28 protein-coding genes are annotated in these 22562 nt (G+C 50.6%); 14 read left to right on the plus strand and 14 right to left on the minus strand.

The window, feature by feature from the left end; genetic code table 11:
• Positions 1 to 39: 39 nt before the first annotated feature.
• From cgtA to rplU, 4 genes are all read right to left on the minus strand, one after another.
• On the minus strand, positions 40 to 1212 hold the full coding sequence (cgtA, locus tag A31E_RS07190) for an Obg family GTPase CgtA (RefSeq protein ID WP_000673561.1): 1173 nt from the start codon (positions 1210 to 1212) through the stop codon (positions 40 to 42).
• A 15-nt stretch (positions 1213 to 1227) separates the two neighbouring features.
• Positions 1228 to 2193 carry a DMT family transporter gene (locus A31E_RS07185; protein WP_016249246.1) on the minus strand — a complete coding sequence of 322 codons (966 nt, stop codon included), beginning with the start codon at positions 2191 to 2193 and terminating at the stop codon, positions 1228 to 1230.
• Positions 2194 to 2319: 126 nt separating this feature from the next.
• Positions 2320 to 2577 carry a 50S ribosomal protein L27 gene (gene rpmA, locus A31E_RS07180; RefSeq protein ID WP_000940596.1) on the minus strand — a complete coding sequence of 86 codons (258 nt, stop codon included), beginning with the start codon at positions 2575 to 2577 and terminating at the stop codon, positions 2320 to 2322.
• Positions 2578 to 2597: 20 nt separating this feature from the next.
• Positions 2598 to 2909, minus strand: a complete 312-nt coding sequence (rplU, locus tag A31E_RS07175; RefSeq protein ID WP_000271401.1) for a 50S ribosomal protein L21 — start codon at positions 2907 to 2909, stop codon at positions 2598 to 2600.
• A 258-nt stretch (positions 2910 to 3167) separates the two neighbouring features.
• On the opposite strand from rplU, the gene ispB reads away from it, so the two are divergent.
• Together ispB and sfsB are read left to right on the plus strand one after the other, a co-directional pair.
• Positions 3168 to 4139 (plus strand): octaprenyl diphosphate synthase, encoded by a 972-nt coding sequence (gene ispB, locus A31E_RS07170; RefSeq protein WP_016249247.1) that lies wholly within the window; start codon positions 3168 to 3170, stop codon positions 4137 to 4139.
• 226 nt (positions 4140 to 4365) lie between these two features.
• Positions 4366 to 4644, plus strand: a complete 279-nt coding sequence (gene sfsB / locus A31E_RS07165; protein ID WP_000429729.1) for a DNA-binding transcriptional regulator SfsB — start codon at positions 4366 to 4368, stop codon at positions 4642 to 4644.
• Between the two features lie 47 nt (positions 4645 to 4691).
• Here sfsB and murA read toward each other — a convergent pair whose 3' ends face one another.
• The 7 genes from murA to mlaF all read right to left on the minus strand — a co-directional run bounded on the left by murA (position 4692) and on the right by mlaF (position 9522).
• On the minus strand, positions 4692 to 5951 hold the full coding sequence (gene murA, locus A31E_RS07160) for a UDP-N-acetylglucosamine 1-carboxyvinyltransferase (protein ID WP_000357277.1): 1260 nt from the start codon (positions 5949 to 5951) through the stop codon (positions 4692 to 4694).
• Between the two features lie 54 nt (positions 5952 to 6005).
• Entirely contained in the window at positions 6006 to 6260 is a 255-nt protein-coding gene (gene ibaG, locus A31E_RS07155; protein WP_010379217.1) for a BolA family iron metabolism protein IbaG, read from the minus strand.
• Positions 6261 to 6419: 159 nt separating this feature from the next.
• On the minus strand, positions 6420 to 6713 hold the full coding sequence (gene mlaB / locus A31E_RS07150) for a lipid asymmetry maintenance protein MlaB (RefSeq protein ID WP_000004490.1): 294 nt from the start codon (positions 6711 to 6713) through the stop codon (positions 6420 to 6422).
• Positions 6713 to 7348, minus strand: coding sequence for a phospholipid-binding protein MlaC (mlaC, locus tag A31E_RS07145; RefSeq protein ID WP_000476484.1), 636 nt, complete (start codon positions 7346 to 7348; stop codon positions 6713 to 6715). The genes mlaB and mlaC overlap by 1 nt, the downstream gene beginning before the upstream one ends.
• Positions 7349 to 7366: 18 nt before the next feature.
• The gene (mlaD, locus tag A31E_RS07140; RefSeq protein WP_001517165.1) at positions 7367 to 7918 is read right to left on the minus strand and encodes an outer membrane lipid asymmetry maintenance protein MlaD; all 552 of its coding nucleotides are present in this window, start codon (positions 7916 to 7918) and stop codon (positions 7367 to 7369) included.
• Between the two features lie 4 nt (positions 7919 to 7922).
• Positions 7923 to 8705 carry a lipid asymmetry maintenance ABC transporter permease subunit MlaE gene (gene mlaE / locus A31E_RS07135; RefSeq protein WP_000925792.1) on the minus strand — a complete coding sequence of 261 codons (783 nt, stop codon included), beginning with the start codon at positions 8703 to 8705 and terminating at the stop codon, positions 7923 to 7925.
• A 7-nt stretch (positions 8706 to 8712) separates the two neighbouring features.
• Entirely contained in the window at positions 8713 to 9522 is an 810-nt protein-coding gene (mlaF, locus tag A31E_RS07130; RefSeq protein WP_000438247.1) for a phospholipid ABC transporter ATP-binding protein MlaF, read from the minus strand.
• A gap of 209 nt (positions 9523 to 9731) precedes the next feature.
• Between mlaF and A31E_RS07125 the strand changes: the two genes are divergently transcribed.
• From A31E_RS07125 to yrbL, 12 genes are all read left to right on the plus strand, one after another.
• Positions 9732 to 10709, plus strand: a complete 978-nt coding sequence (locus A31E_RS07125; protein ID WP_000922895.1) for a calcium/sodium antiporter — start codon at positions 9732 to 9734, stop codon at positions 10707 to 10709.
• 13 nt (positions 10710 to 10722) lie between these two features.
• Complete coding sequence (gene kdsD / locus A31E_RS07120) at positions 10723 to 11709, plus strand: arabinose-5-phosphate isomerase KdsD (RefSeq protein WP_016249248.1); 987 nt, start codon at positions 10723 to 10725, stop codon at positions 11707 to 11709.
• A gap of 20 nt (positions 11710 to 11729) precedes the next feature.
• Entirely contained in the window at positions 11730 to 12296 is a 567-nt protein-coding gene (kdsC, locus tag A31E_RS07115; protein ID WP_000030047.1) for a 3-deoxy-manno-octulosonate-8-phosphatase KdsC, read from the plus strand.
• Positions 12293 to 12868: an LPS export ABC transporter periplasmic protein LptC gene (lptC, locus tag A31E_RS07110; RefSeq protein ID WP_000030542.1), complete on the plus strand. Its 576-nt coding sequence runs from the start codon at positions 12293 to 12295 to the stop codon at positions 12866 to 12868. Before kdsC ends, lptC begins: the two co-directional genes overlap by 4 nt.
• Complete coding sequence (gene lptA, locus A31E_RS07105) at positions 12837 to 13394, plus strand: lipopolysaccharide ABC transporter substrate-binding protein LptA (RefSeq protein ID WP_000669775.1); 558 nt, start codon at positions 12837 to 12839, stop codon at positions 13392 to 13394. Before lptC ends, lptA begins: the two co-directional genes overlap by 32 nt.
• 6 nt (positions 13395 to 13400) lie before the next feature.
• Positions 13401 to 14126 (plus strand): LPS export ABC transporter ATP-binding protein, encoded by a 726-nt coding sequence (gene lptB, locus A31E_RS07100; RefSeq protein ID WP_000224099.1) that lies wholly within the window; start codon positions 13401 to 13403, stop codon positions 14124 to 14126.
• A 47-nt stretch (positions 14127 to 14173) separates the two neighbouring features.
• Positions 14174 to 15607 carry an RNA polymerase factor sigma-54 gene (gene rpoN / locus A31E_RS07095; RefSeq protein ID WP_000809027.1) on the plus strand — a complete coding sequence of 478 codons (1434 nt, stop codon included), beginning with the start codon at positions 14174 to 14176 and terminating at the stop codon, positions 15605 to 15607.
• 22 nt (positions 15608 to 15629) lie between these two features.
• Complete coding sequence (hpf, locus tag A31E_RS07090) at positions 15630 to 15917, plus strand: ribosome hibernation promoting factor (RefSeq protein ID WP_001176602.1); 288 nt, start codon at positions 15630 to 15632, stop codon at positions 15915 to 15917.
• Positions 15918 to 16034: 117 nt separating this feature from the next.
• Complete coding sequence (gene ptsN, locus A31E_RS07085) at positions 16035 to 16526, plus strand: PTS IIA-like nitrogen regulatory protein PtsN (protein WP_000609336.1); 492 nt, start codon at positions 16035 to 16037, stop codon at positions 16524 to 16526.
• 45 nt (positions 16527 to 16571) lie between these two features.
• Positions 16572 to 17426, plus strand: coding sequence for an RNase adapter RapZ (gene rapZ, locus A31E_RS07080; RefSeq protein ID WP_000243741.1), 855 nt, complete (start codon positions 16572 to 16574; stop codon positions 17424 to 17426).
• On the plus strand, positions 17423 to 17695 hold the full coding sequence (gene npr / locus A31E_RS07075) for a PTS phosphocarrier protein NPr (protein ID WP_000216792.1): 273 nt from the start codon (positions 17423 to 17425) through the stop codon (positions 17693 to 17695). The genes rapZ and npr overlap by 4 nt, the downstream gene beginning before the upstream one ends.
• Positions 17696 to 17912: 217 nt before the next feature.
• A complete protein-coding gene (yrbL, locus tag A31E_RS07070) occupies positions 17913 to 18545 on the plus strand; it encodes a PhoP regulatory network protein YrbL (protein WP_001517167.1) in 633 nt (210 codons plus the stop codon).
• Here yrbL and mtgA read toward each other — a convergent pair.
• The 3 genes from mtgA to arcB form a co-directional block, all read right to left on the minus strand.
• Positions 18542 to 19270 (minus strand): monofunctional biosynthetic peptidoglycan transglycosylase, encoded by a 729-nt coding sequence (gene mtgA / locus A31E_RS07065; RefSeq protein WP_016249249.1) that lies wholly within the window; start codon positions 19268 to 19270, stop codon positions 18542 to 18544. The genes yrbL and mtgA overlap by 4 nt on opposite strands.
• On the minus strand, positions 19267 to 19920 hold the full coding sequence (elbB, locus tag A31E_RS07060) for an isoprenoid biosynthesis glyoxalase ElbB (RefSeq protein WP_001517169.1): 654 nt from the start codon (positions 19918 to 19920) through the stop codon (positions 19267 to 19269). The genes mtgA and elbB overlap by 4 nt, the downstream gene beginning before the upstream one ends.
• 229 nt (positions 19921 to 20149) lie before the next feature.
• On the minus strand, positions 20150 to 22486 hold the full coding sequence (arcB, locus tag A31E_RS07055; RefSeq protein ID WP_000809746.1) for an aerobic respiration two-component sensor histidine kinase ArcB: 2337 nt from the start codon (positions 22484 to 22486) through the stop codon (positions 20150 to 20152).
• Between the last annotated feature and the right edge of the window lie 76 nt (positions 22487 to 22562).

Here is a 22562-nt window from a genome sequence, read left to right on the forward strand (position 1 = left end):
TTAAAAAGAAACCCCGGCGCAGTGCCGGGGTTTTGCTGATTAACGCTTGTAAATGAACTCAACGCCCTCTTCGTCGTCTTCGTCCCAGTCGTCATCCCAGTCTTCATCATCCTCTTCAGCAATCTCTTCAAGCTGCTGACGGTGATAATCATCCCACATGAATTCGACTTTCTCTGGCTGTTTCGCTTCTTCAGCCTGCACCACTGGGTTTTCGATGATAAAGGTCATCACATCCCAGCAGAGGTCTTTCACGCCCAGCCCGCTCGCTGCAGAGATCAGATAATATTTATCTTCCCAACCCAGCGCCTCAGCGATGGCTTTCGCTTTCTCTTCGGCTTCCGCTTTATCCAGCAGGTCAATCTTGTTGAAGACTAACCAGCGTGGTTTCGCCGCCAGATCCTGGCTGTATTTTTCCAGCTCGCTAATAATAATGCGCGCGTTCTCAACCGGATCGGTGCCGTCAATCGGATCGATATCGATAAGGTGCAGCAATACGCGGCAACGTTCCAGATGCTTCAGGAAGCGGATCCCCAGACCTGCACCTTCAGCAGCACCTTCAATCAGCCCCGGAATATCAGCAACAACGAAGCTCTTCTCATTGTCCATACGAACCACGCCAAGGCTTGGCACCAGAGTGGTAAACGGATAGTCCGCCACTTTCGGTTTAGCCGCAGATACTGCGCGGATAAAGGTCGATTTACCAGCGTTTGGCATCCCCAGCATCCCGACATCAGCCAGCAGCATCAGCTCCAGCAGCAGCTCACGCTTATCACCTGGCGTACCGTTGGTTTTCTGCCGGGGAGTACGGTTAACCGATGATTTGAAGCGGGTGTTGCCCAGGCCGTGCCAGCCGCCCTTAGCAACCAGCAGACGCTGACCGTGTTTGGTCATATCGCCCATGGTTTCACCAGTGCCCTGATCGATAACACGCGTACCTACTGGCACTTTAATCGTCACGTCTTTACCACGCTTACCGGTACAGTCGCGGCTTGCACCGTTCTGGCCACGCTCTGCACGGAAAGATTTTTCAAAACGGTAATCGATAAGCGTGTTCAGGTTCTCGTCGGCTTCCATCCATACGTCGCCGCCGTCACCACCATCGCCGCCATCCGGGCCGCCTTTCGGAATATATTTTTCGCGGCGGAAGCTCACACAACCATTGCCGCCATCACCTGCAACGACCAGAATCGATGCTTCATCAACAAACTTCATTTTATTCTCCGTAAATCATTCGCCTGCGCGGGGTTGCGATACCACCGTTGTATGCTTACGTAATCCGCCCCAAATACGATGACCAATGGCGGAATACATCGCGCCCGCAACCACGACAAACGCACCGAGATAACCTAAAAGGTTTAACATCGGTCTGGCGAAGAAATCGGGCCAGGCCAGTGATAAAAGATCTGAAAAAAACAGCGTAAACAGTGGAGTAAGCGTGATGATCGCGCTCACCTGCGCTGCCTGCCAGCGTGCCATCGCTTCCGCCAGGGCGCCATATCCTACCAACGTATTCAGCCCGCAAAAAATTAAACATGCGAGTTGCCAGTTGCTAAGCTGCGCTATCACCCCTGGTTTCGCCAGTGGGAAGAGCGCAATTGTACATAAAGTGTACAGCAAAAACAGGATCTGCGGTGATGCCAACCGACGCAATAAAACCTTTTGCGCCACGCCATAACTCACCCAGACCGTTGCAGCACCGACACCAAAGATAACACCCCAGGTGTAATCGGTGAGCTTTGTAAAAATCTCAACCAGACTGGTGTTAAAGAACATCACCAGCCCACTCAGAAGCATCAATGCTCCCACTACCTGAGTGCTACGCATTTTCTCTTTCAGGATAAATACGCTGGCAACCATCATGCCAACCGGCGAGAGTTGCCCTATCACCTGCGAGGCGGTAGGACTCAAGTATTGCAAGGATGAGCTGAACAGGATGAAATTCCCAAACAGTCCGGCAGTCGCCACCGCCAGTAATATCAACCAACGTGGCTTACGAAACACGCGTAATGGCGGCAGCTTTTTCTTCACTGCAAGAATGGCACCAAGGCCAATACTCGCCATCACGAAACGGTAAAACACGATTGTCGGAGGTTCCATCACCTCCAGCACCTGCTTCATTGCGATTGGCAACGCCCCCCAGCAAATTGCTGTGGTGAGCGCCAAAAGAATGCCAATGCCTGCCTGCTGCTTCATACCGTATTCCCTGCAAAACGCATTTGCGGATTAACGCCGCACGATGCGCATTTTTACCGGTTGTCGAATGTAAAAAGCCCCGCAACACGTTGCGGGGCTTTCATCCGTTACCGGGACGCGAAAAACTTATTCAGCTTCGATGCTGATAAACTTACGGTTTTTCGGGCCTTTAACTTCGAATTTCACTTTACCGTCTGCTTTAGCAAACAAAGTGTGGTCACGACCGCAACCTACGTTGGTGCCCGCGTGGAATTTAGTACCACGTTGACGAACGATGATACTACCCGCCAGAACGGATTCGCCACCGAAACGCTTAACGCCCAGGCGTTTAGCTTCTGAATCGCGACCGTTACGTGTGGAGCCGCCAGCCTTTTTATGTGCCATTTGAAATCTCTCCTCAGGTCTTAGGCGCTGATGCCAGTAATTTTCACATCAGTGAACCACTGACGATGGCCCTGCTGCTTACGATAGTGTTTACGACGGCGAAACTTAACGATTTTAACTTTCTCGCCACGACCGTGAGCAACAACTTCAGCTTTGATTACGCCGCCATCAACGAAAGGAACGCCGATTTTGACTTCTTCACCGTTTGCGATCATCAGAACTTCTGCGAACTCAACAGTTTCGCCAGTTGCGATGTCCAGCTTTTCCAGGCGAACGGTCTGACCTTCGCTTACTCGGTGTTGTTTACCACCACTTTGGAAAACCGCGTACATATAAAACTCCGCTTCCGCGCACACCTTTTCAATGATTCAGAGCGCGCTATAAATATTCACAATAGGGCGCGAATATTACGCAAAACGCACGCCTTTGACAAGTGCTACAGTCAATACACGAAGAAAAAAAACACAACTTGTACGGTAACGTTTATCTGTGCCATTTTTTCAGTACAATCACCCTATATTCCTAACCATAAACCCTAAGTTGCCTTTGTTCACAGTAAGGTAATCGGGGCGAAAAGCCCGGCTTTTGCGATGAATTTAGAAAAAATCAATGAGTTAACCGCGCAAGATATGGCGGGTGTTAATGCGGCAATTCTCGAGCAGCTTAATTCCGAAGTCCAACTGATCAATCAGTTAGGCTATTACATCGTCAGCGGCGGGGGTAAACGCATTCGCCCGATGATTGCTGTACTGGCTGCACGAGCTGTTGGCTATGAGGGGAATGCGCATGTCACTATCGCCGCCCTGATCGAGTTTATCCACACGGCGACCCTGCTACACGACGACGTTGTGGATGAATCAGATATGCGCAGGGGTAAAGCTACCGCCAACGCCGCGTTTGGCAATGCTGCCAGCGTGTTGGTTGGTGATTTTATTTATACCCGCGCTTTCCAGATGATGACCAGCCTCGGCTCGCTCAAAGTGCTGGAAGTGATGTCCGAAGCGGTAAACGTCATCGCAGAAGGTGAAGTGCTGCAACTGATGAACGTTAACGACCCGGACATCACCGAAGAAAACTACATGCGCGTTATTTACAGCAAAACCGCGCGCCTGTTTGAGGCTGCTGCTCAGTGTTCCGGAATTCTGGCAGGTTGTACGCCAGAAGAAGAAAAAGGTCTGCAGGATTATGGTCGCTACCTCGGCACCGCTTTCCAGCTAATCGACGATTTGCTCGATTACAATGCCGACGGTGAACAGTTGGGTAAAAACGTCGGGGACGATCTGAACGAAGGTAAACCAACGTTACCGCTGCTGCATGCAATGCATCATGGCACACGGGAACAAGCGCAGATGATCCGTACCGCCATTGAGCAAGGCAACGGGCGTCATCTTCTGGAACCTGTTCTGGAAGCAATGAACGCTTGTGGTTCTCTCGAATGGACGCGTCAGCGTGCCGAGGAAGAAGCAGATAAAGCTATTGAAGCATTACAGGTACTCCCGGACACTCCGTGGCGAGAGGCATTAATCGGCCTCGCGCACATCGCTGTTCAACGCGATCGCTAATCCCTTCCCTGTATCCCGCGCATTGCGCGGGATAATTCCAGTAAGCTCCATAAAAATACTTATTCAGCGCAATACTCTCTGAATAATCAGGTCATTTTCTTTATATATTCTGAATCTTCACGCTATTTACATGAACTTTTTAGAGCAATTCGCCATCAGGAGTATAGTGATGCTCGACAGAACGCATGTTCTGAATGAAAGCGACTAACTTAAGGAGTGAGGAAAGATGGAGAATAATTTCATTGACTGGCATCCTGCCGACATCATTGCTGGTTTGCGGAAAAAAGGAACATCAATGGCTGCGGAGTCTCGCAGAAATGGTTTAAGTTCTTCGACGCTGGCAAATGCATTATCACGTCCCTGGCCGAAGGGAGAGATGATTATTGCGAAAGCATTAGGAACGGAACCTTGGGTAATCTGGCCATCACGCTATCACGATCCGCAGACACATGCGTTTATCGACAGAACACAGTTAATGCGCAGCTACACCAAACCGAAAAAATGAGTTGTCTGGCGGTAGCCCCGCGAACGGGGCTGCCAGCTTTCAGACGATTACTCGCCTTTCACACGCTCGATGTTCGCACCTAAGGCACGCAGTTTGTCTTCAATGCGTTCGTAGCCGCGATCGATGTGATAAATACGATCAACAACCGTAGTTCCTTCTGCAATACAACCAGCCAGCACCAGACTTGCTGAAGCACGCAGATCGGTCGCCATAACCTGTGCGCCGGAAAGTTTTTCGACACCGTGACAAATAACGGTATTGCTTTCAATCTCGGCATGCGCGCCCATACGGCTCAGTTCTGGCACGTGCATAAAGCGGTTTTCAAACACAGTTTCAGTGATAAATCCAGTCCCTTCTGCCACCAGGTTCAGCAACGTGAACTGGGCCTGCATATCGGTCGGAAACGCCGGATGCGGCGCGGTACGCACATTAACAGCCTTCGGACGTTTGCCATGCATATCCAGGCTAATCCAGTCCTCGCCCACTTCAATGTCCGCCCCGGCGTCACGCAACTTCGCCAGCACAGCATCGAGGGTATCTGGCTGGGCGTTACGGCAGATAATTTTACCGCGAGAGATCGCCGCAGCGACCAGGAACGTGCCGGTCTCAATACGATCCGGTAGCACGCGGTAGACGCCACCGCCTAAACGTTCCACACCTTCGATGACTATTCGATCAGTACCCTGACCGCTAATTTTCGCGCCCAGCGTAATGAGGAAGTTGGCGGTATCGACGATTTCCGGTTCACGCGCCGCGTTTTCGATAACGGTAGTGCCTTCTGCCAGAGTTGCGGCACACATGATGGTGACTGTTGCACCAACGCTGACTTTATCCATCACGATATGCGCGCCTTTCAGACGGCCATCGACGGAAGCCTTAACGTAACCTTCTTCCAGTTTGATGGTCGCGCCTAATTGCTCAAGGCCGGAAATATGTAAATCAACCGGGCGCGCACCAATTGTACAACCGCCAGGCAGCGAAACCTGTCCCTGACCGAAACGCGCTACCAGCGGCCCCAGCGCCCAAATAGAAGCGCGCATGGTTTTCACCAGCTCGTAAGGCGCGCAGAACACATTTACATCGCGGGCATCAATATGCACAGAGCCATTACGTTCCACTTTAGCACCAAGCTGACTCAGCAATTTCATTGACGTATCGACGTCTTTCAGTTTCGGAACGTTCTGGATCTCTACTGGCTCTTCCGCCAGTAGCGCGGCAAAAAGGATAGGCAGAGCAGCATTTTTAGCGCCGGAAATTGTGACTTCGCCCTGGAGCTTTGTTGGCCCCTGAACACGAAATTTATCCATTTAGTTTGTTCTCAGTTAACAATTCATATCTGCTACCGGCAAATCGCCCATAGCTCAAAAGCCGTTCAGTTTGCGATCGCGCGCCCACTCCGCAGGGGTATAAGCTTTGATCGACACAGCATGAATGCGGTTATCCGCAATATATTCCATCAGCGGACCATAAACCGTCTGCTGTTTTTTAACCCGGCTCATGCCGTCAAACATCTCACCCACGGCAATAACCTGAAAGTGGCTGCCATCGCCGGAAACGTGGACTTCCTGGAGGGAGAGAGCGTTCATCAGCACGCTCTGAATTTCATTATTTTCCATGGGATCTTCATTCATCAGTTAATAAGCCAGCGAAACATCTTAGAGCAAAGTTGCGCAGTCATAAATAAGCAAAAAGCCTTGCTGATGTATCAAACAAGGCTCAACTTGCAGGCAGATTTGCTGGACAGGCGGTTAACGCCTTATCCAGCCTGAAAAAATTTAACGAGGCAGGACATCAGACGGCAAATTATACAACTTTGCCAGGGTATAGACTTTATCGTTTACCCCCTGAAGCGTCACGCTGTGACCCTGCTTTTTCGCCAGATTGATAAGGTGGAGCAGCAACGCCAACCCACCTGTATCAACGCGGGACACGCGACTGAGATCGATGCAGGTAATTCCCTTCATCGCTTCTTCACGCACTTCCCAAAGCGGTAGCAGTACGTCTTGATCCAACTCTCCAGCTAATGCCAGAGTGTCACCCGTCTGCACCCAGCTCAGTGACTCACTCATTATTTTTTCTCTTCCAGAGTGATTTTCTGTTGAGAAATCGATTTCAGTTGCGCAGTCAGGCCGTCGATACCTTTGGTACGCAGCAGCGTTCCCCACTCGTTTTGTTTGGTGGTGATCATGCTGACGCCTTCGGCAATCATGTCGTAAGCCTGCCAGTTGCCAGTTTGGGAATTTTTGCGCCACTGGAAATCCAGACGTACCGGCGGGCGGCCATTCGGGTCAATAATGGTGACGCGAATAGGCACAATGGTTTTGTCGCCCAGCGGCTGTTCTGGCGCAATCTGGTAAGTCTGACCGTGATACATCGCCAGTGCCTGACCGTAAGCCTGCTTCAGGTACTCACGGAAAGCGGCAAAGTACGCGTCACGTTGGGCCGGGGTAGCACTCTTGTAATACTGACCCAGCACCAGTGCACCAGCGTATTTCACCTGCACATACGGCAGTAGCTCCTGATCAACAATAGTACGCAGATAATCCGGGTTAGCCCGAATTTGCGGTTGCTCATTCTTCAGGCGATCGAACGTTTTCTGCGCCGCCTCGTCCATCAGCTTATACGGATTGGTCTGGTCTGCCGCGGTTGCCGCACTCAACGGTGCAATCACCAGCAAAGCGACCATCATTAAACGTTTAAACATGCGTCGGTTCTCCTGAAATTATTTCGTTGTACCCACAGGTTCAGTGGTTTCATTATTACCTGGCGCAGTAGCTGGCGCATCGCCACTATTCTTATTGTCATCGCCTTTACTACCGTAAAGGAACTGACCAATGAGATCTTCCAGCACCATCGCAGACTTGGTGTCCTGAATTGTATCGCCATCCTTCAGGATAGCAGTACCCAGTTCGGGATCTTCAAAACCGACGTTTAACGCCAGATATTGCTCCCCAAGCAGACCGGAAGTACGAATGCTCAGCGAACTGGTGTCAGGAATGTGGTTATAACGTTGTTCAATTTCCAGCGTCACGCGTGGCAAATAGGTTTTTGGATCCAGCGTAATATCTGCCACCCGACCGACTACAACGCCACCGATACTAACCGGAGAGCGCGCTTTCAGACCGCCGATGTTATCGAACGTCGCATAGAGCGTGTAGGTTGGTTCAGTACGTATTGACGTCACGTTTGCCGCCTTCAGGCAAACAAACAGCGCCGCCAGCAGTGCTGCTAATAAAAAGATTCCCACCCAAATTTCATTTTTTTTCGTTTGCATGAACTCAATTCCCAAACATCAATGCGGTCAGCACAAAATCCAGCCCCAGAACAGCCAGAGACGAGTGGACAACGGTGCGAGTGGTTGCCCGGCTAATCCCGGCAGAAGTCGGGATAGCGTCGTAACCGTTAAACAACGAAATCCACGTCACCGTAATGGCGAACACCACGCTCTTAATCAGACAGTTGACCAAATCCATACGCCAGTCGACGGCGTTTTGCATTGCCGACCAGAAGAATCCGCTATCAATACCTTTCCAGCTAACGCCGACCAATGATCCGCCCCAGATCCCCACGGCGACGAAAATAATCGTCAGCAGCGGCAATGAAATAACCCCAGCCCAGAAACGTGGAGAAATAACCCGACGCAGCGGATCGACCGCCATCATCTCCATACTGGAGAGTTGTTCTGTGGCGCGCATCAAACCAATTTCAGCAGTTAACGCCGAACCGGCGCGTCCGGCAAACAGCAACGCGGCAACCACCGGCCCCAGTTCACGCAGCAGCGATAACGCCACCAGCATCCCCAGACTGGTTTCCGCACTATAGGTGGTCAGAACCAGATAACCTTGTAGACCCAGCACCATTCCGATGAATACGCCAGAAACCACAATAATCAGCATCGACAGGACGCCGACATTATAGAGCTGACGCACCAGCAGCGGCGCGTGTTTACGAAATTCCGGTTTGCCGACCAGCGCATTGAATAACATTAACCCGGCCCGCCCGAACGTTCTCAGGGTTTTAATCCCTTTATGTCCAAGCGACGCCAGCGCATTTAACAGCATGAGTGGCTTAACTCCCTGGTAAAAGATCAGCGTGATAATCGCCGGCAGGATAGCGGAACGGAACAGGCCCGTCAGCTATCCCGTCCAGAAACTGACGGACACGCGGATCGGGATTCTCCTGCAACGCCTGAGCGCTACCGTGAGCAACAATCTTTTTGTCCGCCAGAATCCAGGCGTGATCCGCAATACTTAAGACTTCCGGCACATCGTGAGAAACTACCACACAGGTGACGCCCAGCGCGCTGTTCAGCTCAGAAATCAGCTTCACCAGTACGCCCATAGTGATGGGATCTTGCCCAACAAACGGTTCATCAAACATGATGAGATCTGGCTCCAGGGCAATTGCGCGCGCCAGTGCGGCGCGACGAGCCATCCCGCCGGAAAGTTCAGAAGGCATAAGTTTAGCCGCTCCACGCAGCCCCACCGCTTCCAGCTTCATCATTACCGTACTATGCAACAATGGTGCGGGGAGCTGGGTGTGTTCGCGCAGTGGATAGGCAACGTTGTCAAATACGTTCATATCGGTGAACAACGCCCCGGACTGAAACAACATGCTCATGCGTTTACGCACCGTGTACAGGCGCGAACGAGACATCGCCGGAATATTCTCACCATCAAAAAGGATCTCACCGTGATCAGGTGCGATTTGCCCACCAATCAGTCGGAGTAGCGTCGTTTTACCGATGCCCGATGGCCCCATGATTGCCGTGATCTTCCCTCGCGGCACGGTCAGGGAAATATTATCGAAGATGCAGCGATTGCCACGCGTAAAACTGACATCGCGCATATCGACTAAATTCGCCACAGACTGCTCCATAATTCACCCTTCGTCTTGCGTTGATTTTTTAAGCATGACGCTCAATTTAACCTTGAACCCAACATATTTACAGAATATTACCCGCCGTGGTTAGCGAAAGCTGGCATTTGTTTTACTTTTTAGCCGCATAAAGTCAAAATTAAGAATCCATTACGGCTTTCTGAAAATCTTCAGCGGACCGGCGAGTATACCTGAAGAAAGGACGTTAGATGCTTTTAGCTACGGCACTGTTAATTGTTGGTTTACTTTTGGTCGTATACAGTGCCGACCGACTGGTATTTGCCGCTTCCATTCTTTGTCGCACTTTTGGCATTCCACCGCTGATCATTGGTATGACCGTAGTCAGTATTGGTACGTCACTTCCAGAGATTATTGTTTCACTTGCCGCGTCGCTGCACGAACAACGAGATTTAGCTGTCGGTACGGCGCTTGGCTCAAACATTATCAATATCTTGCTGATCCTCGGTCTGACCGCGCTGGTACGCCCTTTTACCGTCCATTCTGATGTTCTGCGCCGTGAATTACCCTTAATGTTATTGGTCAGCGTTGTAGCCGGTTCCGTACTCTATGACGGACAACTTAGCCGCAGCGATGGTATCTTTCTCCTCTTTCTGGCTGTGCTATGGCTGCTGTTCATTGTTAAACTTGCACATCAGGCTGAACGTCAGGGAACTGACAGCCTGACCAGGGAGCAACTTGCAGAACTGCCGCGTGAAGGTGGTTTACCCGTTGCTTTTTTATGGCTCGGCATTGCACTGATCATCATGCCAGTAGCAACGCGGATGGTGATTGATAACGCTACCGTGCTGGCAAATTACTTTGCTATCAGCGAGTTGACTATTGGTCTGACGGCAATCGCTATCGGCACGAGTCTGCCAGAACTGGCAACCGCGATAGCCGGTGTACGCAAAGGCGAGAACGACATCGCCGTCGGTAATATCATCGGCGCGAATATTTTTAATATCGTCATCGTGCTGGGTCTACCGGCGCTGATTACCCCAGGGGAGATTAACCCACTGGCGTATAGCCGTGACTACAGCGTGATGTTGTTGGTAAGCATTATTTTTGCGTTGCTGTGCTGGCGGCGCTCCCCTCAACCTGGCCGTGGCGTAGGGGTATTATTAACAGGCGGATTTATCGTATGGCTGGCGATGTTGTACTGGTTATCGCCAATACTCGTTGAATAACTGGAAACGCATTATGTCGCACGTAGAGTTGCAACCGGGTTTTGACTTTCAGCAAGCAGGTAAAGAAGTCCTGGCGATTGAACGTGAATGCCTGGCGGGGCTTGATCAATACATCAATCAGAATTTCACACTCGCTTGTGAAAAGATATTTTGGTGTAAAGGTAAAGTCGTAGTTATGGGGATGGGCAAATCGGGACACATCGGGCGCAAAATGGCAGCCACCTTTGCCAGCACCGGTACTCCGTCATTTTTCGTCCATCCTGGCGAAGCCGCGCATGGCGATTTAGGCATGGTTACGCCACAAGACGTGGTGATTGCTATCTCTAATTCGGGTGAATCCAGTGAAATCGCAGCATTGATTCCGGTGCTTAAGCGTCTTCACGTGCCGTTAATCTGCATTACCGGTCGCCCGGAGAGTAGCATGGCGCGTGCCGCTGACGTGCATCTGTGTGTTAAAGTAGCGAAAGAAGCCTGTCCGTTGGGGCTGGCACCGACCAGCAGCACCACCGCCACGCTGGTGATGGGCGATGCTCTCGCCGTCGCCCTGTTAAAAGCGCGCGGCTTTACCGCCGAAGATTTTGCGCTCTCACATCCCGGCGGCGCACTGGGTCGTAAACTTCTGCTGCGCGTAAGCGATATTATGCATACGGGTGATGAGATCCCGCATGTCAAAAAAACCGCCAGCCTGCGCGATGCATTACTGGAAATTACCCGCAAAAATCTTGGTATGACTGTCATTTGCGATGACAATATGATGATTGAAGGCATCTTTACCGACGGTGATTTACGCCGTGTCTTCGATATGGGTGTGGATGTCCGTCAATTAAGCATTGCCGATGTGATGACGCCGGGGGGAATCCGCGTGCGCCCTGGCATTCTGGCCGTTGAGGCACTGAACTTAATGCAGTCCCGCCATATCACCTCCGTAATGGTTGCCGATGGCGACCATTTACTCGGTGTGTTACATATGCATGATTTACTGCGTGCAGGCGTAGTGTAAAGATTCAAGGATAAACAACAATGAGCAAAGCAGGTACGTCGCTTGAGACCTGTTACGGCCCTGTCAGCGCCGACGTTATGGCAAAAGCGGAGAACATTCGTCTGCTAATTCTCGACGTCGATGGCGTGCTGTCAGATGGCCTGATTTATATGGGCAACAACGGCGAAGAACTTAAAGCGTTCAATGTTCGGGACGGTTATGGCATTCGTTGTGCGCTCACCTCTGATATTGAAGTCGCCATCATTACCGGGCGAAAGGCTAAACTGGTAGAAGATCGTTGTGCCACATTGGGAATTACCCATTTGTATCAGGGGCAGTCGAACAAACTTATCGCCTTTAGCGATCTGCTGGAAAAACTGGCGATCGCCCCGGAAAACGTGGCTTACGTTGGGGATGATCTCATCGACTGGCCAGTAATGGAAAAAGTAGGCTTAAGCGTGGCTGTGGCCGATGCACATCCGCTGTTGATTCCGCGCGCTGATTACGTGACGCGCATTGCTGGTGGTCGTGGCGCAGTTCGTGAAGTTTGCGACTTATTACTCCTGGCGCAGGGCAAACTGGATGAAGCCAAAGGGCAATCGATATGAGTAAAGCCAGACGTTGGGTTATCATTGTGTTATCACTGGCGGTTCTGGTGATGATCGGCATTAACATGACCGAGAAAGACGATACCGCCCAGGTGGTCGTCAACAACAATGATCCCACCTATAAAAGCGAGCATACGGACACGCTCGTCTATAACCCAGAAGGGGCGCTAAGCTATCGATTGATTGCTCAACACGTTGAATATTATTCCGATCAGGCCGTTTCGTGGTTTACGCAACCGGTACTTACCACGTTTGATAAGGATAAAATCCCGACATGGTCGGTAAAAGCGGATAAAGCCAAGCTGACTAATGATCGGATGCTCTATTTATATGGACACGTTGAAGTCAACGCACTCGTGCCGGACTCTCAACTTCGCAGAATCACGACGGATAACGCGCAGATCAATCTGGTGACGCAGGATGTTACCTCTGAAGACCTCGTCACGTTATACGGAACAACATTTAACTCCAGCGGTCTGAAAATGCGCGGCAACTTACGCAGCAAGAACGCCGAGCTGATTGAAAAGGTTAGAACATCCTATGAAATTCAAAACAAACAAACTCAGCCTTAATCTTGTGCTTGCCAGCTCACTTCTGGCCGCCAGTATTCCGGCATTTGCCGTTACCGGAGACACTGACCAGCCGATTCACATTGAGTCGGATCAGCAATCTCTTGATATGCAAGGCAACGTGGTCACCTTTACCGGTAATGTCATCGTTACCCAGGGCACCATCAAAATTAATGCCGATAAAGTGGTCGTTACTCGTCCGGGCGGCGAACAAGGTAAAGAAGTGATTGACGGCTACGGTAAACCGGCAACGTTCTATCAGATGCAGGACAACGGTAAACCAGTCGAAGGTCACGCTTCCCAGATGCATTACGAACTGGCGAAAGATTTTGTCATCCTGACCGGTAATGCTTATCTGCAGCAGGTCGATAGCAATATAACGGGCGATAAAATTACTTATCTGGTGAAAGAGCAGAAAATGCAGGCTTTCAGCGATAAAGGCAAGCGCGTAACCACCGTTCTGGTGCCGTCGCAGTTGCAGGACAAAAACAACAAAGGCCAGACCCCGGCGCAGAAGAAGGGTAATTAATTCGTTATGGCAACATTAACAGCAAAGAACCTTGCAAAAGCCTACAAGGGTCGCCGCGTGGTGGAAGACGTCAGCCTGACCGTTAACTCCGGGGAAATTGTCGGGCTGCTGGGGCCAAACGGTGCCGGTAAAACCACCACTTTCTATATGGTCGTCGGTATTGTGCCGCGCGATGCGGGCAACATCATTATTGATGATGACGATATCAGCCTGCTGCCGCTGCATGCACGCGCGCGTCGCGGTATCGGCTATCTGCCGCAGGAAGCTTCAATTTTCCGCCGTCTTAGCGTTTACGATAACCTGATGGCAGTACTGCAAATTCGTGACGATTTATCCGCTGAACAACGTGAAGATCGTGCGAACGAATTGATGGAAGAGTTTCACATTGAGCATCTGCGCGACAGCATGGGTCAATCGCTCTCCGGTGGTGAACGCCGTCGTGTAGAAATTGCCCGCGCGCTGGCTGCAAATCCGAAATTTATCCTGCTCGATGAACCGTTTGCCGGGGTTGACCCGATCTCAGTCATCGACATTAAACGCATCATTGAGCATTTACGCGACAGCGGCCTGGGTGTACTTATCACCGACCACAACGTGCGTGAAACGCTGGCTGTTTGTGAACGTGCTTATATCGTCAGTCAGGGACATTTAATCGCCCACGGCACGCCGACAGAAATCTTACAAGACGAACATGTTAAGCGTGTATACCTTGGGGAAGACTTCAGACTCTGATAGGGTAGAAGCTCGCGACGTTTTAGCAGGAGAGTACGATTCTGAACATGAAGCAAGGTTTGCAACTCAGGCTTAGCCAGCAACTGGCGATGACGCCTCAGCTACAACAGGCAATTCGTCTGTTGCAGTTGTCCACGCTGGAACTTCAACAGGAGCTGCAGCAGGCGCTGGAAAGTAATCCACTGCTTGAGCAAATCGACACTCATGATGAAATCGACACTCACGAAACGCCAGACAGCGAAACGTTAGACACTGCTGACGCGCTCGAACAAAAAGAGATGCCGGAAGAACTGCCGCTTGATGCCAGTTGGGATACCATCTACACCGCCGGTACGCCATCCGGCACCAGCGGTGACTACATCGACGACGAGCTACCGGTCTATCAGGGCGAAACGACGCAGACCTTGCAGGATTATCTGATGTGGCAGGTTGAGCTGACGCCATTTTCTGACACTGACCGCGCCATCGCCACCTCGATTGTCGATGCCGTTGATGACACGGGATATCTCACCGTTCCACTGGAAGATATTCTCGAAAGTATGGGCGATGAAGAGATCGACATCGATGAAGTTGAAGCTGTCCTCAAACGAATCCAACGCTTTGATCCGGTTGGCGTGGCAGCGAAAGATCTGCGTGACTGTCTGCTGATCCAACTCTCCCAATTCGACAAAACTACGCCGTGGCTGGAAGAGGCCAGACTCATCATTAGCGATCACCTCGATCTGCTGGCAAATCACGACTTCCGCACACTGATGCGCGTAACACGCCTGAAAGAAGATGTGCTGAAAGAAGCCGTCAACTTGATCCAGTCGCTCGATCCACGCCCTGGTCAATCGATCCAGACCGGCGAACCGGAATATGTCATTCCAGATGTGTTGGTACGCAAGCATAACGGTCAATGGACGGTTGAACTCAACAGCGACAGCATTCCACGGCTACAAATTAACCAGCACTACGCCTCAATGTGTAATAACACACGCAATGATGGCGATAGCCAGTTTATCCGCAGCAATCTGCAGGATGCCAAATGGTTGATTAAGAGTCTGGAAAGCCGTAACGATACGCTACTGCGCGTGAGTCGCTGTATCGTTGAACAGCAGCAAGCCTTCTTTGAGCAAGGCGAAGAATATATGAAACCGATGGTACTGGCAGATATCGCTCAGGCTGTCGAAATGCATGAATCGACGATCTCTCGCGTGACCACGCAAAAGTACCTGCATAGTCCACGAGGCATTTTTGAACTGAAGTATTTTTTCTCCAGTCACGTCAATACCGAGGGCGGCGGCGAAGCCTCGTCCACGGCGATTCGCGCGCTGGTGAAAAAATTAATCGCGGCGGAAAACCCAGCGAAACCGTTGAGCGACAGCAAGTTAACTTCTTTGCTGTCGGAACAAGGTATCATGGTGGCACGCCGCACTGTTGCGAAGTACCGAGAGTCTTTATCCATTCCGCCGTCAAACCAGCGTAAACAGCTCGTTTGACCCAACCGATAAGGAAGACACTATGCAGCTCAACATTACCGGAAATAACGTCGAGATCACCGAGGCTCTGCGAGAATTTGTTACCTCAAAATTTGCCAAACTTGAGCAATATTTTGACCGAATCAACCAGGTCTATGTTGTTCTGAAAGTGGAGAAAGTCACCCATACCTCAGATGCAACACTGCATGTAAACGGTGGCGAAATTCATGCCAGCGCGGAAGGTCAGGACATGTACGCTGCCATTGATGGCTTAATCGATAAGTTGGCACGCCAACTGACTAAACATAAAGATAAATTGAAACAACACTAATTGTCCGGGCGATTAGCAAGTGCATGGTGGCCTGTTGTGTGGCACAACGGGCCATTTGTACGGTTAATGCTCCGAGCCTGTTCCACTGTTTGAGTGGACAGGCTCTTAGGTGAAATTATGATAAATAATGATACAACTCTACAGCTTAGCAGTGTTCTTAACAGGGAATGTACGCGAAGCCGCGTCCACTGCCAGAGCAAAAAACGCGCACTGGAAATCATCAGCGAACTGGCGGCGAAACAACTTAGCCTGCCGCCTCAGGTGGTTTTTGAAGCTATCCTGACGCGGGAAAAAATGGGCAGTACCGGTATTGGTAATGGTATTGCAATTCCGCATGGCAAACTGGAAGAAGATACTCTGCGTGCTGTTGGCGTTTTCGTTCAGCTCGAAACGCCTATCGCTTTTGATGCCATCGATAACCAACCGGTTGACTTGCTTTTTGCCCTGCTAGTACCGGCTGACCAAACCAAAACGCATCTGCATACTCTTTCGCTGGTGGCGAAACGTCTGGCGGACAAAACCATCTGCCGCCGTTTACGCGCAGCCCAAAGCGATGAAGAGCTGTATCAAATCATTACGGATACCGAAGGTACTCCGGATGAAGCGTAGTTATTCTGTAATGTCTCTTTTAGACGTTGTGAGGAGAAACAGTACATGGTACTGATGATCGTCAGTGGACGTTCGGGTTCAGGTAAATCTGTCGCCCTGCGTGCGCTGGAAGATATGGGTTTTTACTGCGTGGATAACCTTCCCGTGGTGTTGTTACCCGATCTGGCCCGTACCCTGGCCGATCGCGAGATTTCTGCCGCCGTCAGCATTGATGTTCGTAATATGCCGGAGTCGCCAGAAATATTCGAACAGGCGATGAGCAACCTGCCTGATGCTTTCTCACCGCAACTGCTGTTCCTGGATGCCGACCGTAACACGTTAATACGCCGTTACAGCGATACGCGCCGCCTGCACCCACTTTCCAGCAAAAATCTGTCGCTGGAGAGCGCTATCGACAAAGAAAGCGATCTGCTGGAGCCACTGCGTTCGCGGGCGGATTTGATTGTCGATACGTCAGAAATGTCCGTTCACGAGCTGGCGGAAATGCTGCGTACCCGTCTGCTGGGTAAACGCGAGCGTGAACTGACGATGGTCTTTGAGTCCTTCGGCTTCAAGCACGGCATTCCTATTGATGCGGATTATGTCTTTGACGTGCGTTTCCTGCCGAACCCGCACTGGGACCCGAAACTGCGTCCGATGACCGGCCTTGATAAACCTGTCGCTGCGTTCCTCGACCGTCACACAGAAGTACACAATTTCATCTACCAGACGCGCAGCTATCTTGAGCTATGGTTACCTATGCTGGAAACCAACAACCGTAGCTACCTGACGGTCGCTATTGGTTGTACTGGCGGGAAGCACCGTTCGGTGTATATTGCAGAACAACTGGCAGACTACTTCCGCTCACGCGGTAAAAACGTCCAGTCACGCCATCGCACGCTGGAAAAACGCAAACCATGACCGTCAAGCAAACTGTCGAAATCACTAACAAGCTGGGCATGCATGCCCGGCCTGCTATGAAACTCTTTGAATTAATGCAAGGTTTTGACGCTGAAGTGCTGTTACGTAATGACGAAGGCACCGAGGCTGAAGCCAACAGCGTTATTGCGCTCTTGATGCTGGACTCTGCCAAAGGACGACAGATTGAAGTCGAAGCGACAGGCCCACAGGAAGTCGAAGCGCTGGCTGCGGTTATTGCTCTCTTTAATTCCGGTTTCGATGAAGATTAATCTTCATCCCTCTGACATTTAAATTCCCCCTCCTCAGCCCTTCAGGGCAATAAGAAAAGCGCGTACTGAAATCGTCATCAATGAACGTCATTTGTACATTTCGTGCGCTTTTCCATACACACAAAACATTAAGAAAACCTTAAAAAGCCTTGTTTAGGTTTCGTTTAAGTTAAGCCCCCATACTGGAGACTGTCAGAAAATATTTCCAGGAGATGGCATGATTCGCTTATCTGAACAAAGTCCCCTGGGCACCGGAAGACATCGGAAATGTTACGCGCATCCGGAAGATGCCCAACGCTGTATCAAGATTGTCTACCACCGTGGCGACGGTGGCGATAAAGAGATCCGCCGGGAGTTAAAGTACTATGCGCACCTTGGTCGTCGTTTGAAAGACTGGAGCGGTATTCCACGCTATCACGGTACAGTTGAGACTGATTGCGGAACCGGTTATGTCTACGATGTCATTGCCGATTTTGATGGCAAGCCGTCTATTACATTGACCGAATTTGCTAAACAATGCCGTTACGAAGAAGATATCGCGCAACTGCGCCAGTTACTGAAACACCTGAAGCGTTATTTGCAGGATAATCGCATCGTGACGATGTCGCTGAAGCCGCAGAATATCCTCTGCCACCGTATCAGCGAGTCAGAAATTATTCCCGTCGTCTGTGACAACATTGGTGAAAGCACGTGGATTCCGCTGGCGACCTGGTCGAAGTGGTGTTGTCAACGTAAGCAAAAGCGATTGTGGCAACGTTTTATCGCGCAACCCGCGCTAGCTGTTGCGCTGCAGAAAGAGACGCTATCTTGTGAGAACAAGAAACTCTCACTCACTTCGCACGAAGCTTAATATAGTTGGTGTTGTCGCATAAACGACTCACCGCCTAATTGATGCATTTGCCGCAAAATCCACGCCTGACGGCTACGCACGTAGCCTGATGGTGCGAAGACTTTGAAACGGAGTGGGTTGGGTAGTACTGCGGCCAGTAACGCCGCTTCCGACTGGGTGAGTTTGCTGGCAGGTTTATGGAAATAACGTTGCGCTGCGGCTTCAACACCAAATACCCCTTCACCAAATTCGGCTACATTCAGGTAAACCGTCAGGATACGCTTTTTGCTCCAGACCGTTTCTATCCCCAATGTTAACCCGGCTTCCAGCCCTTTTCGTACCCAACTACGCCCATCCCATAAAAAGAGATTTTTGGCTGTCTGCTGTGAAATTGTTGATGCGCCGCGAACGCGGTTTTCATTGCGTTCATTGTGCGCCAGCGCTTTCTCAATAGAAGCCACATCAAAACCCCAATGGTCGGGGAATTTCTGATCTTCTGCGGCAATCACCGCCAGCCCCATCCATGGCGAGATTTGATCCAGACTAACCCAATCAGAATGCGCCACGTAACGAAAGTTACCATGCAACCAGGCACTCACCTGACGCTCAGCCATTACCGCCGAGAACGGAACTGGCGCTATGCTAAACAACGCGATGCCCCCACCCCAGAACACGGCAAGGGCAACCACTAACCGCAGAAGAAAACGGCGGACGAAACCGAACGCCGTTAAGCGGCTTTTACTCATTCAGCCAGAACCAGCACGCGGGAAACCAGCTTATCAATGCCGCTCGCCGCTTCCGCAATGTTCTGCGCCAGCATATACGCTGGTGTAGTGACAATCTTATTGTCTTCATCAACAACGATATCATCGACCGGGCACGGCACATGCTCTGCGCCCATCTCTTCCAGCACTTCTGCGGTATCGATATCTGTGCCAATGGTCAAACGCAGCGGGAAATCGAAAATTTTAGGCAGCATCGCCGGGGCAATGCACATAAAGCCAAGCGGTTTACCTGCCTGATGCATCGCTTGCGCCAGCGCCTTTAATTCACGGTCAACGGTGCATTCACTGCCAAGGCTGGCAAAATTGCTTAAATTTTTCGCCGCACCAAAACCACCTGGCACAATCAACGCATCCAGTTCGGCGGCATCGGCCTGAGCCAGTGGACGGATCTCACCACGCGTTATACGTGCTGCTTCAATCAACACATTGCGCGTTTCCGCCATCGGCTCGCCAGTTAAATGGTTGATAACATCAACCTGCTGCTTATCCGGCGCAAAGCAGACCGCCTGCGCACCGTTGCGTGAAATTGCTAATAACGTCAAAACCGCTTCATGGATTTCAGAACCGTCATAGACACCGCACCCGCTCAGAACTACGCCAATTTTCTTCATTGTGATCATCCTTTCGCAACTGACTGAAACACATTAATCTTTTTAATAAGAATGCTACGCATCACACATTTAACTGATTCATGTAACAAATCATTTAAGATTTGCTATCTTAACTGCGTGCGGCCTGAAAAACAGTGCTGCGCCCTTGTAACTCATCATAATAATTTACGGCGCAGCCAAGATTTCCCTGGTGTTGGCGCAGTATTCGCGCACCCCGGTCTAGCCGGGGTCATTTTTTAGCAGCTTTCGCAACCCACGCTTTCAGTACTTCTACGTCGTGACGCCACTCTTCTTTCATCTCTTCAATCCATTCACCAACATTATCTTCCCACGCAGGAAGATCGGGAGACTGGATCTGCTGACCAAGCTGCTGCAGATGGCGTAACCCCACTGACCCCGCCGCACCTTTAATTTTGTGACCTTCCTCGACGATGCCTTTTTTATCTTGCGCCGTCAGATTCGATTCCAACACGCTCACATAGCCCGGCATCATTTTCTCAAACACCGCTAACCCGTCAGTGATCAGCTTCGGCCCTACAAGTTCGAGATACTGTTCCAGCATAGGAATATCAAGCAATGCTTCCGATTTACCGCTCTCTTCTGTCGTCATCGTGCTTTCCTCATCATCCTGGGTATCCCAGAATTTCTTGATCATCGCAGTTAGCGCCGGCACAGAAAGCGGCTTACTCAGCACATCATCCATTCCGGCATTGAGGTACTCTTGTTTATCTTTCAGCACATTGGCAGTTAAAGCCACCAGCGGCGGTAAATCTTCGCGCGGATAACGCTTCGTCAGTTCACGAGAGATATCCAGCCCGGTCATATCCGGTAACTGAATATCCAGCAACACCAGGTCGTATTCGCCAGGTTTAAACATCTCCAGCGCCGCCTTACCGGTCATCGCTACGTCGACAGTATTGCCGAGCTTTTCCAGCACCGAGCGTGCAACAATAACGTTCAGTTCAATATCTTCTACCAGCAGCACATTCAGCGCCGGTAAAGGCATATCATCTTCGTCAAACGCATCATCCACTTCTTCCGCCACCGACGGTGCATGGATCGTCAAAGTAAAGGTTGAACCTTTCCCTTGTTCGCTGGTGACGGTGATATCCCCCCCCATATTTTTCGCCAGCCGACGAGAAACCGCCAGACCAATACCGGTGCCGGTGGCAGGTTTACCGCCGTGGCTGTCTTTCACCTGGTAATACATAGCAAAAATTTTATCCAGCTCATCCTGCGGAATACCGATGCCAGAATCTTCCACTTCAAAATGCAACATGCCCCCTTCGTCATAACGCACACGAACGGTCACTTGCCCCTTCTGAGTGAATTTGACGGCGTTACTGATTAAGTTCCACAGGATCTGGCGTAAACGTGTGCCGTCGGTAATGATCTGATGCGGCAACGGCAGCGTCGGTTCCAGAATAAAACGCAGCCCTTTTTGCTGTGCCTGTAATGCGGAGAGGTTTTCCAGATCGGCAAGAAAGCTGGTGAAATCAACCGGCTGGTTATCAAGTTGAACTTTACGCCGCTCCATCTTATCCATGTCGATAATATCGTTGAAGATATTCCCCAATGTGACGGCGGAAACATGGATAGTTTTGAGATATTTTTCCTGCTCAGCGGTGAGTTCCGTATCCAGCAAGATACGACTTAATCCAACGATACCGTTCAGCGGCGTACGCAACTCATGGCTGATTGTCGAGATAAAAGTAGTTTTGTCGCGGCTGGCGCGTTCGAGCGCATCCTGATAACGCTTACGCTCGGTAATGTCGCGACCAAAGCCCATCAAACCGTGGCGTTTACCTACACGGTCGTAGTACGGCACTTTACGGATTTCAAAGCAGGCTTTGCGCCCGTCTGGATAATCCAGCCACTGTTCATAGGTCAGCGACACATTATGACGGAACACTTTCTCATCGGTTTCAATGACTTTTGCTGCGGCTTCCGGCGAGTAAACATCAGCAGGCTTCAGATGCACCAGTTGTTTTTCACTTTTCCCGGTCAGCAGCTCCATCGCGCGATTACAGCCGGAAAACTCTTTATCTTCGTTACGATAAAAAACCAGGTCGGGTGAAGCATCAAGGAAGGAACGTAAGAATGAGGATTGCTGTTCGAGCTGAATCTGCGTCTCTTCGCGCTCTTTGATTTCAATTTTCAACTGACCGAAGGTTTCCTGCAATTCAGCTTCTGCTTTTTCACGAACGGCAATTTCCTGATTAAGCTGGGTAATATTATCTTTCAGTTGTACGTTGAGGCTCAGATCGCGCTCGCGCATCTCCTCCAGCTTTTGCACCAGCCGGGACAGACGTTGCCGTGATTCTTCCAGTTGCTCCACCACTACCGAAAGAAAGTAAACCGCCCACGGTGTAATCAACAAACCAAAGAAGATGGAACGGATAACATCAATACTTTCAACTTCACCATGCAGCACCATGGTCACCGCCATTTGAACCACAATGGCGAGCACCACCAGCGCCAGCGCCAGTAGCATTGAGAAGCGCACCAGACCTAACTTCATCATCAGGTCAACATAGTACTGCGCCAACAAACGAATTTGCTTCATTTAAGGAATTCCTTCACGACAACCTGCCACAATAATACCCAATTCTGACAGTTACGCTGAAAATTGTGTGAGAAAT

Origin of the sequence: Escherichia sp. KTE159 (genome assembly GCF_000408805.1) — a bacterium.
In the GTDB taxonomy this organism is placed as follows: Bacteria; Pseudomonadota; Gammaproteobacteria; order Enterobacterales; family Enterobacteriaceae; genus Escherichia; species Escherichia marmotae.

Bases quoted from the DNA above. Each gene is read 5' to 3' on its own strand.
- ispB (WP_016249247.1), top strand. From the start codon at position 3,168: ATGAATTTAGAAAAAATCAATGAGTTAACCGCGCAAGATATGGCGGGT.
- lptC (WP_000030542.1), top strand. From the start codon at position 12,293: ATGAGTAAAGCCAGACGTTGGGTTATCATTGTGTTATCACTGGCGGTT.
- kdsD (WP_016249248.1), top strand. From the start codon at position 10,723: ATGTCGCACGTAGAGTTGCAACCGGGTTTTGACTTTCAGCAAGCAGGT.
- rplU (WP_000271401.1), bottom strand. From the start codon at position 2,909: ATGTACGCGGTTTTCCAAAGTGGTGGTAAACAACACCGAGTAAGCGAA.
- arcB (WP_000809746.1), bottom strand. From the start codon at position 22,486: ATGAAGCAAATTCGTTTGTTGGCGCAGTACTATGTTGACCTGATGATG.
- A31E_RS07185 (WP_016249246.1), bottom strand. From the start codon at position 2,193: ATGAAGCAGCAGGCAGGCATTGGCATTCTTTTGGCGCTCACCACAGCA.
- mlaC (WP_000476484.1), bottom strand. From the start codon at position 7,348: ATGTTTAAACGTTTAATGATGGTCGCTTTGCTGGTGATTGCACCGTTG.
- elbB (WP_001517169.1), bottom strand. From the start codon at position 19,920: ATGAAGAAAATTGGCGTAGTTCTGAGCGGGTGCGGTGTCTATGACGGT.
- yrbL (WP_001517167.1), top strand. From the start codon at position 17,913: ATGATTCGCTTATCTGAACAAAGTCCCCTGGGCACCGGAAGACATCGG.
- mlaD (WP_001517165.1), bottom strand. From the start codon at position 7,918: ATGCAAACGAAAAAAAATGAAATTTGGGTGGGAATCTTTTTATTAGCA.
- A31E_RS07125 (WP_000922895.1), top strand. From the start codon at position 9,732: ATGCTTTTAGCTACGGCACTGTTAATTGTTGGTTTACTTTTGGTCGTA.
- kdsC (WP_000030047.1), top strand. From the start codon at position 11,730: ATGAGCAAAGCAGGTACGTCGCTTGAGACCTGTTACGGCCCTGTCAGC.
- mtgA (WP_016249249.1), bottom strand. From the start codon at position 19,270: ATGAGTAAAAGCCGCTTAACGGCGTTCGGTTTCGTCCGCCGTTTTCTT.
- rapZ (WP_000243741.1), top strand. From the start codon at position 16,572: ATGGTACTGATGATCGTCAGTGGACGTTCGGGTTCAGGTAAATCTGTC.
- mlaB (WP_000004490.1), bottom strand. From the start codon at position 6,713: ATGAGTGAGTCACTGAGCTGGGTGCAGACGGGTGACACTCTGGCATTA.
- rpmA (WP_000940596.1), bottom strand. From the start codon at position 2,577: ATGGCACATAAAAAGGCTGGCGGCTCCACACGTAACGGTCGCGATTCA.
- murA (WP_000357277.1), bottom strand. From the start codon at position 5,951: ATGGATAAATTTCGTGTTCAGGGGCCAACAAAGCTCCAGGGCGAAGTC.
- lptA (WP_000669775.1), top strand. From the start codon at position 12,837: ATGAAATTCAAAACAAACAAACTCAGCCTTAATCTTGTGCTTGCCAGC.
- sfsB (WP_000429729.1), top strand. From the start codon at position 4,366: ATGGAGAATAATTTCATTGACTGGCATCCTGCCGACATCATTGCTGGT.
- mlaF (WP_000438247.1), bottom strand. From the start codon at position 9,522: ATGGAGCAGTCTGTGGCGAATTTAGTCGATATGCGCGATGTCAGTTTT.
- mlaE (WP_000925792.1), bottom strand. From the start codon at position 8,705: ATGCTGTTAAATGCGCTGGCGTCGCTTGGACATAAAGGGATTAAAACC.
- cgtA (WP_000673561.1), bottom strand. From the start codon at position 1,212: ATGAAGTTTGTTGATGAAGCATCGATTCTGGTCGTTGCAGGTGATGGC.
- rpoN (WP_000809027.1), top strand. From the start codon at position 14,174: ATGAAGCAAGGTTTGCAACTCAGGCTTAGCCAGCAACTGGCGATGACG.
- ptsN (WP_000609336.1), top strand. From the start codon at position 16,035: ATGATAAATAATGATACAACTCTACAGCTTAGCAGTGTTCTTAACAGG.
- lptB (WP_000224099.1), top strand. From the start codon at position 13,401: ATGGCAACATTAACAGCAAAGAACCTTGCAAAAGCCTACAAGGGTCGC.
- ibaG (WP_010379217.1), bottom strand. From the start codon at position 6,260: ATGGAAAATAATGAAATTCAGAGCGTGCTGATGAACGCTCTCTCCCTC.
- hpf (WP_001176602.1), top strand. From the start codon at position 15,630: ATGCAGCTCAACATTACCGGAAATAACGTCGAGATCACCGAGGCTCTG.
- npr (WP_000216792.1), top strand. From the start codon at position 17,423: ATGACCGTCAAGCAAACTGTCGAAATCACTAACAAGCTGGGCATGCAT.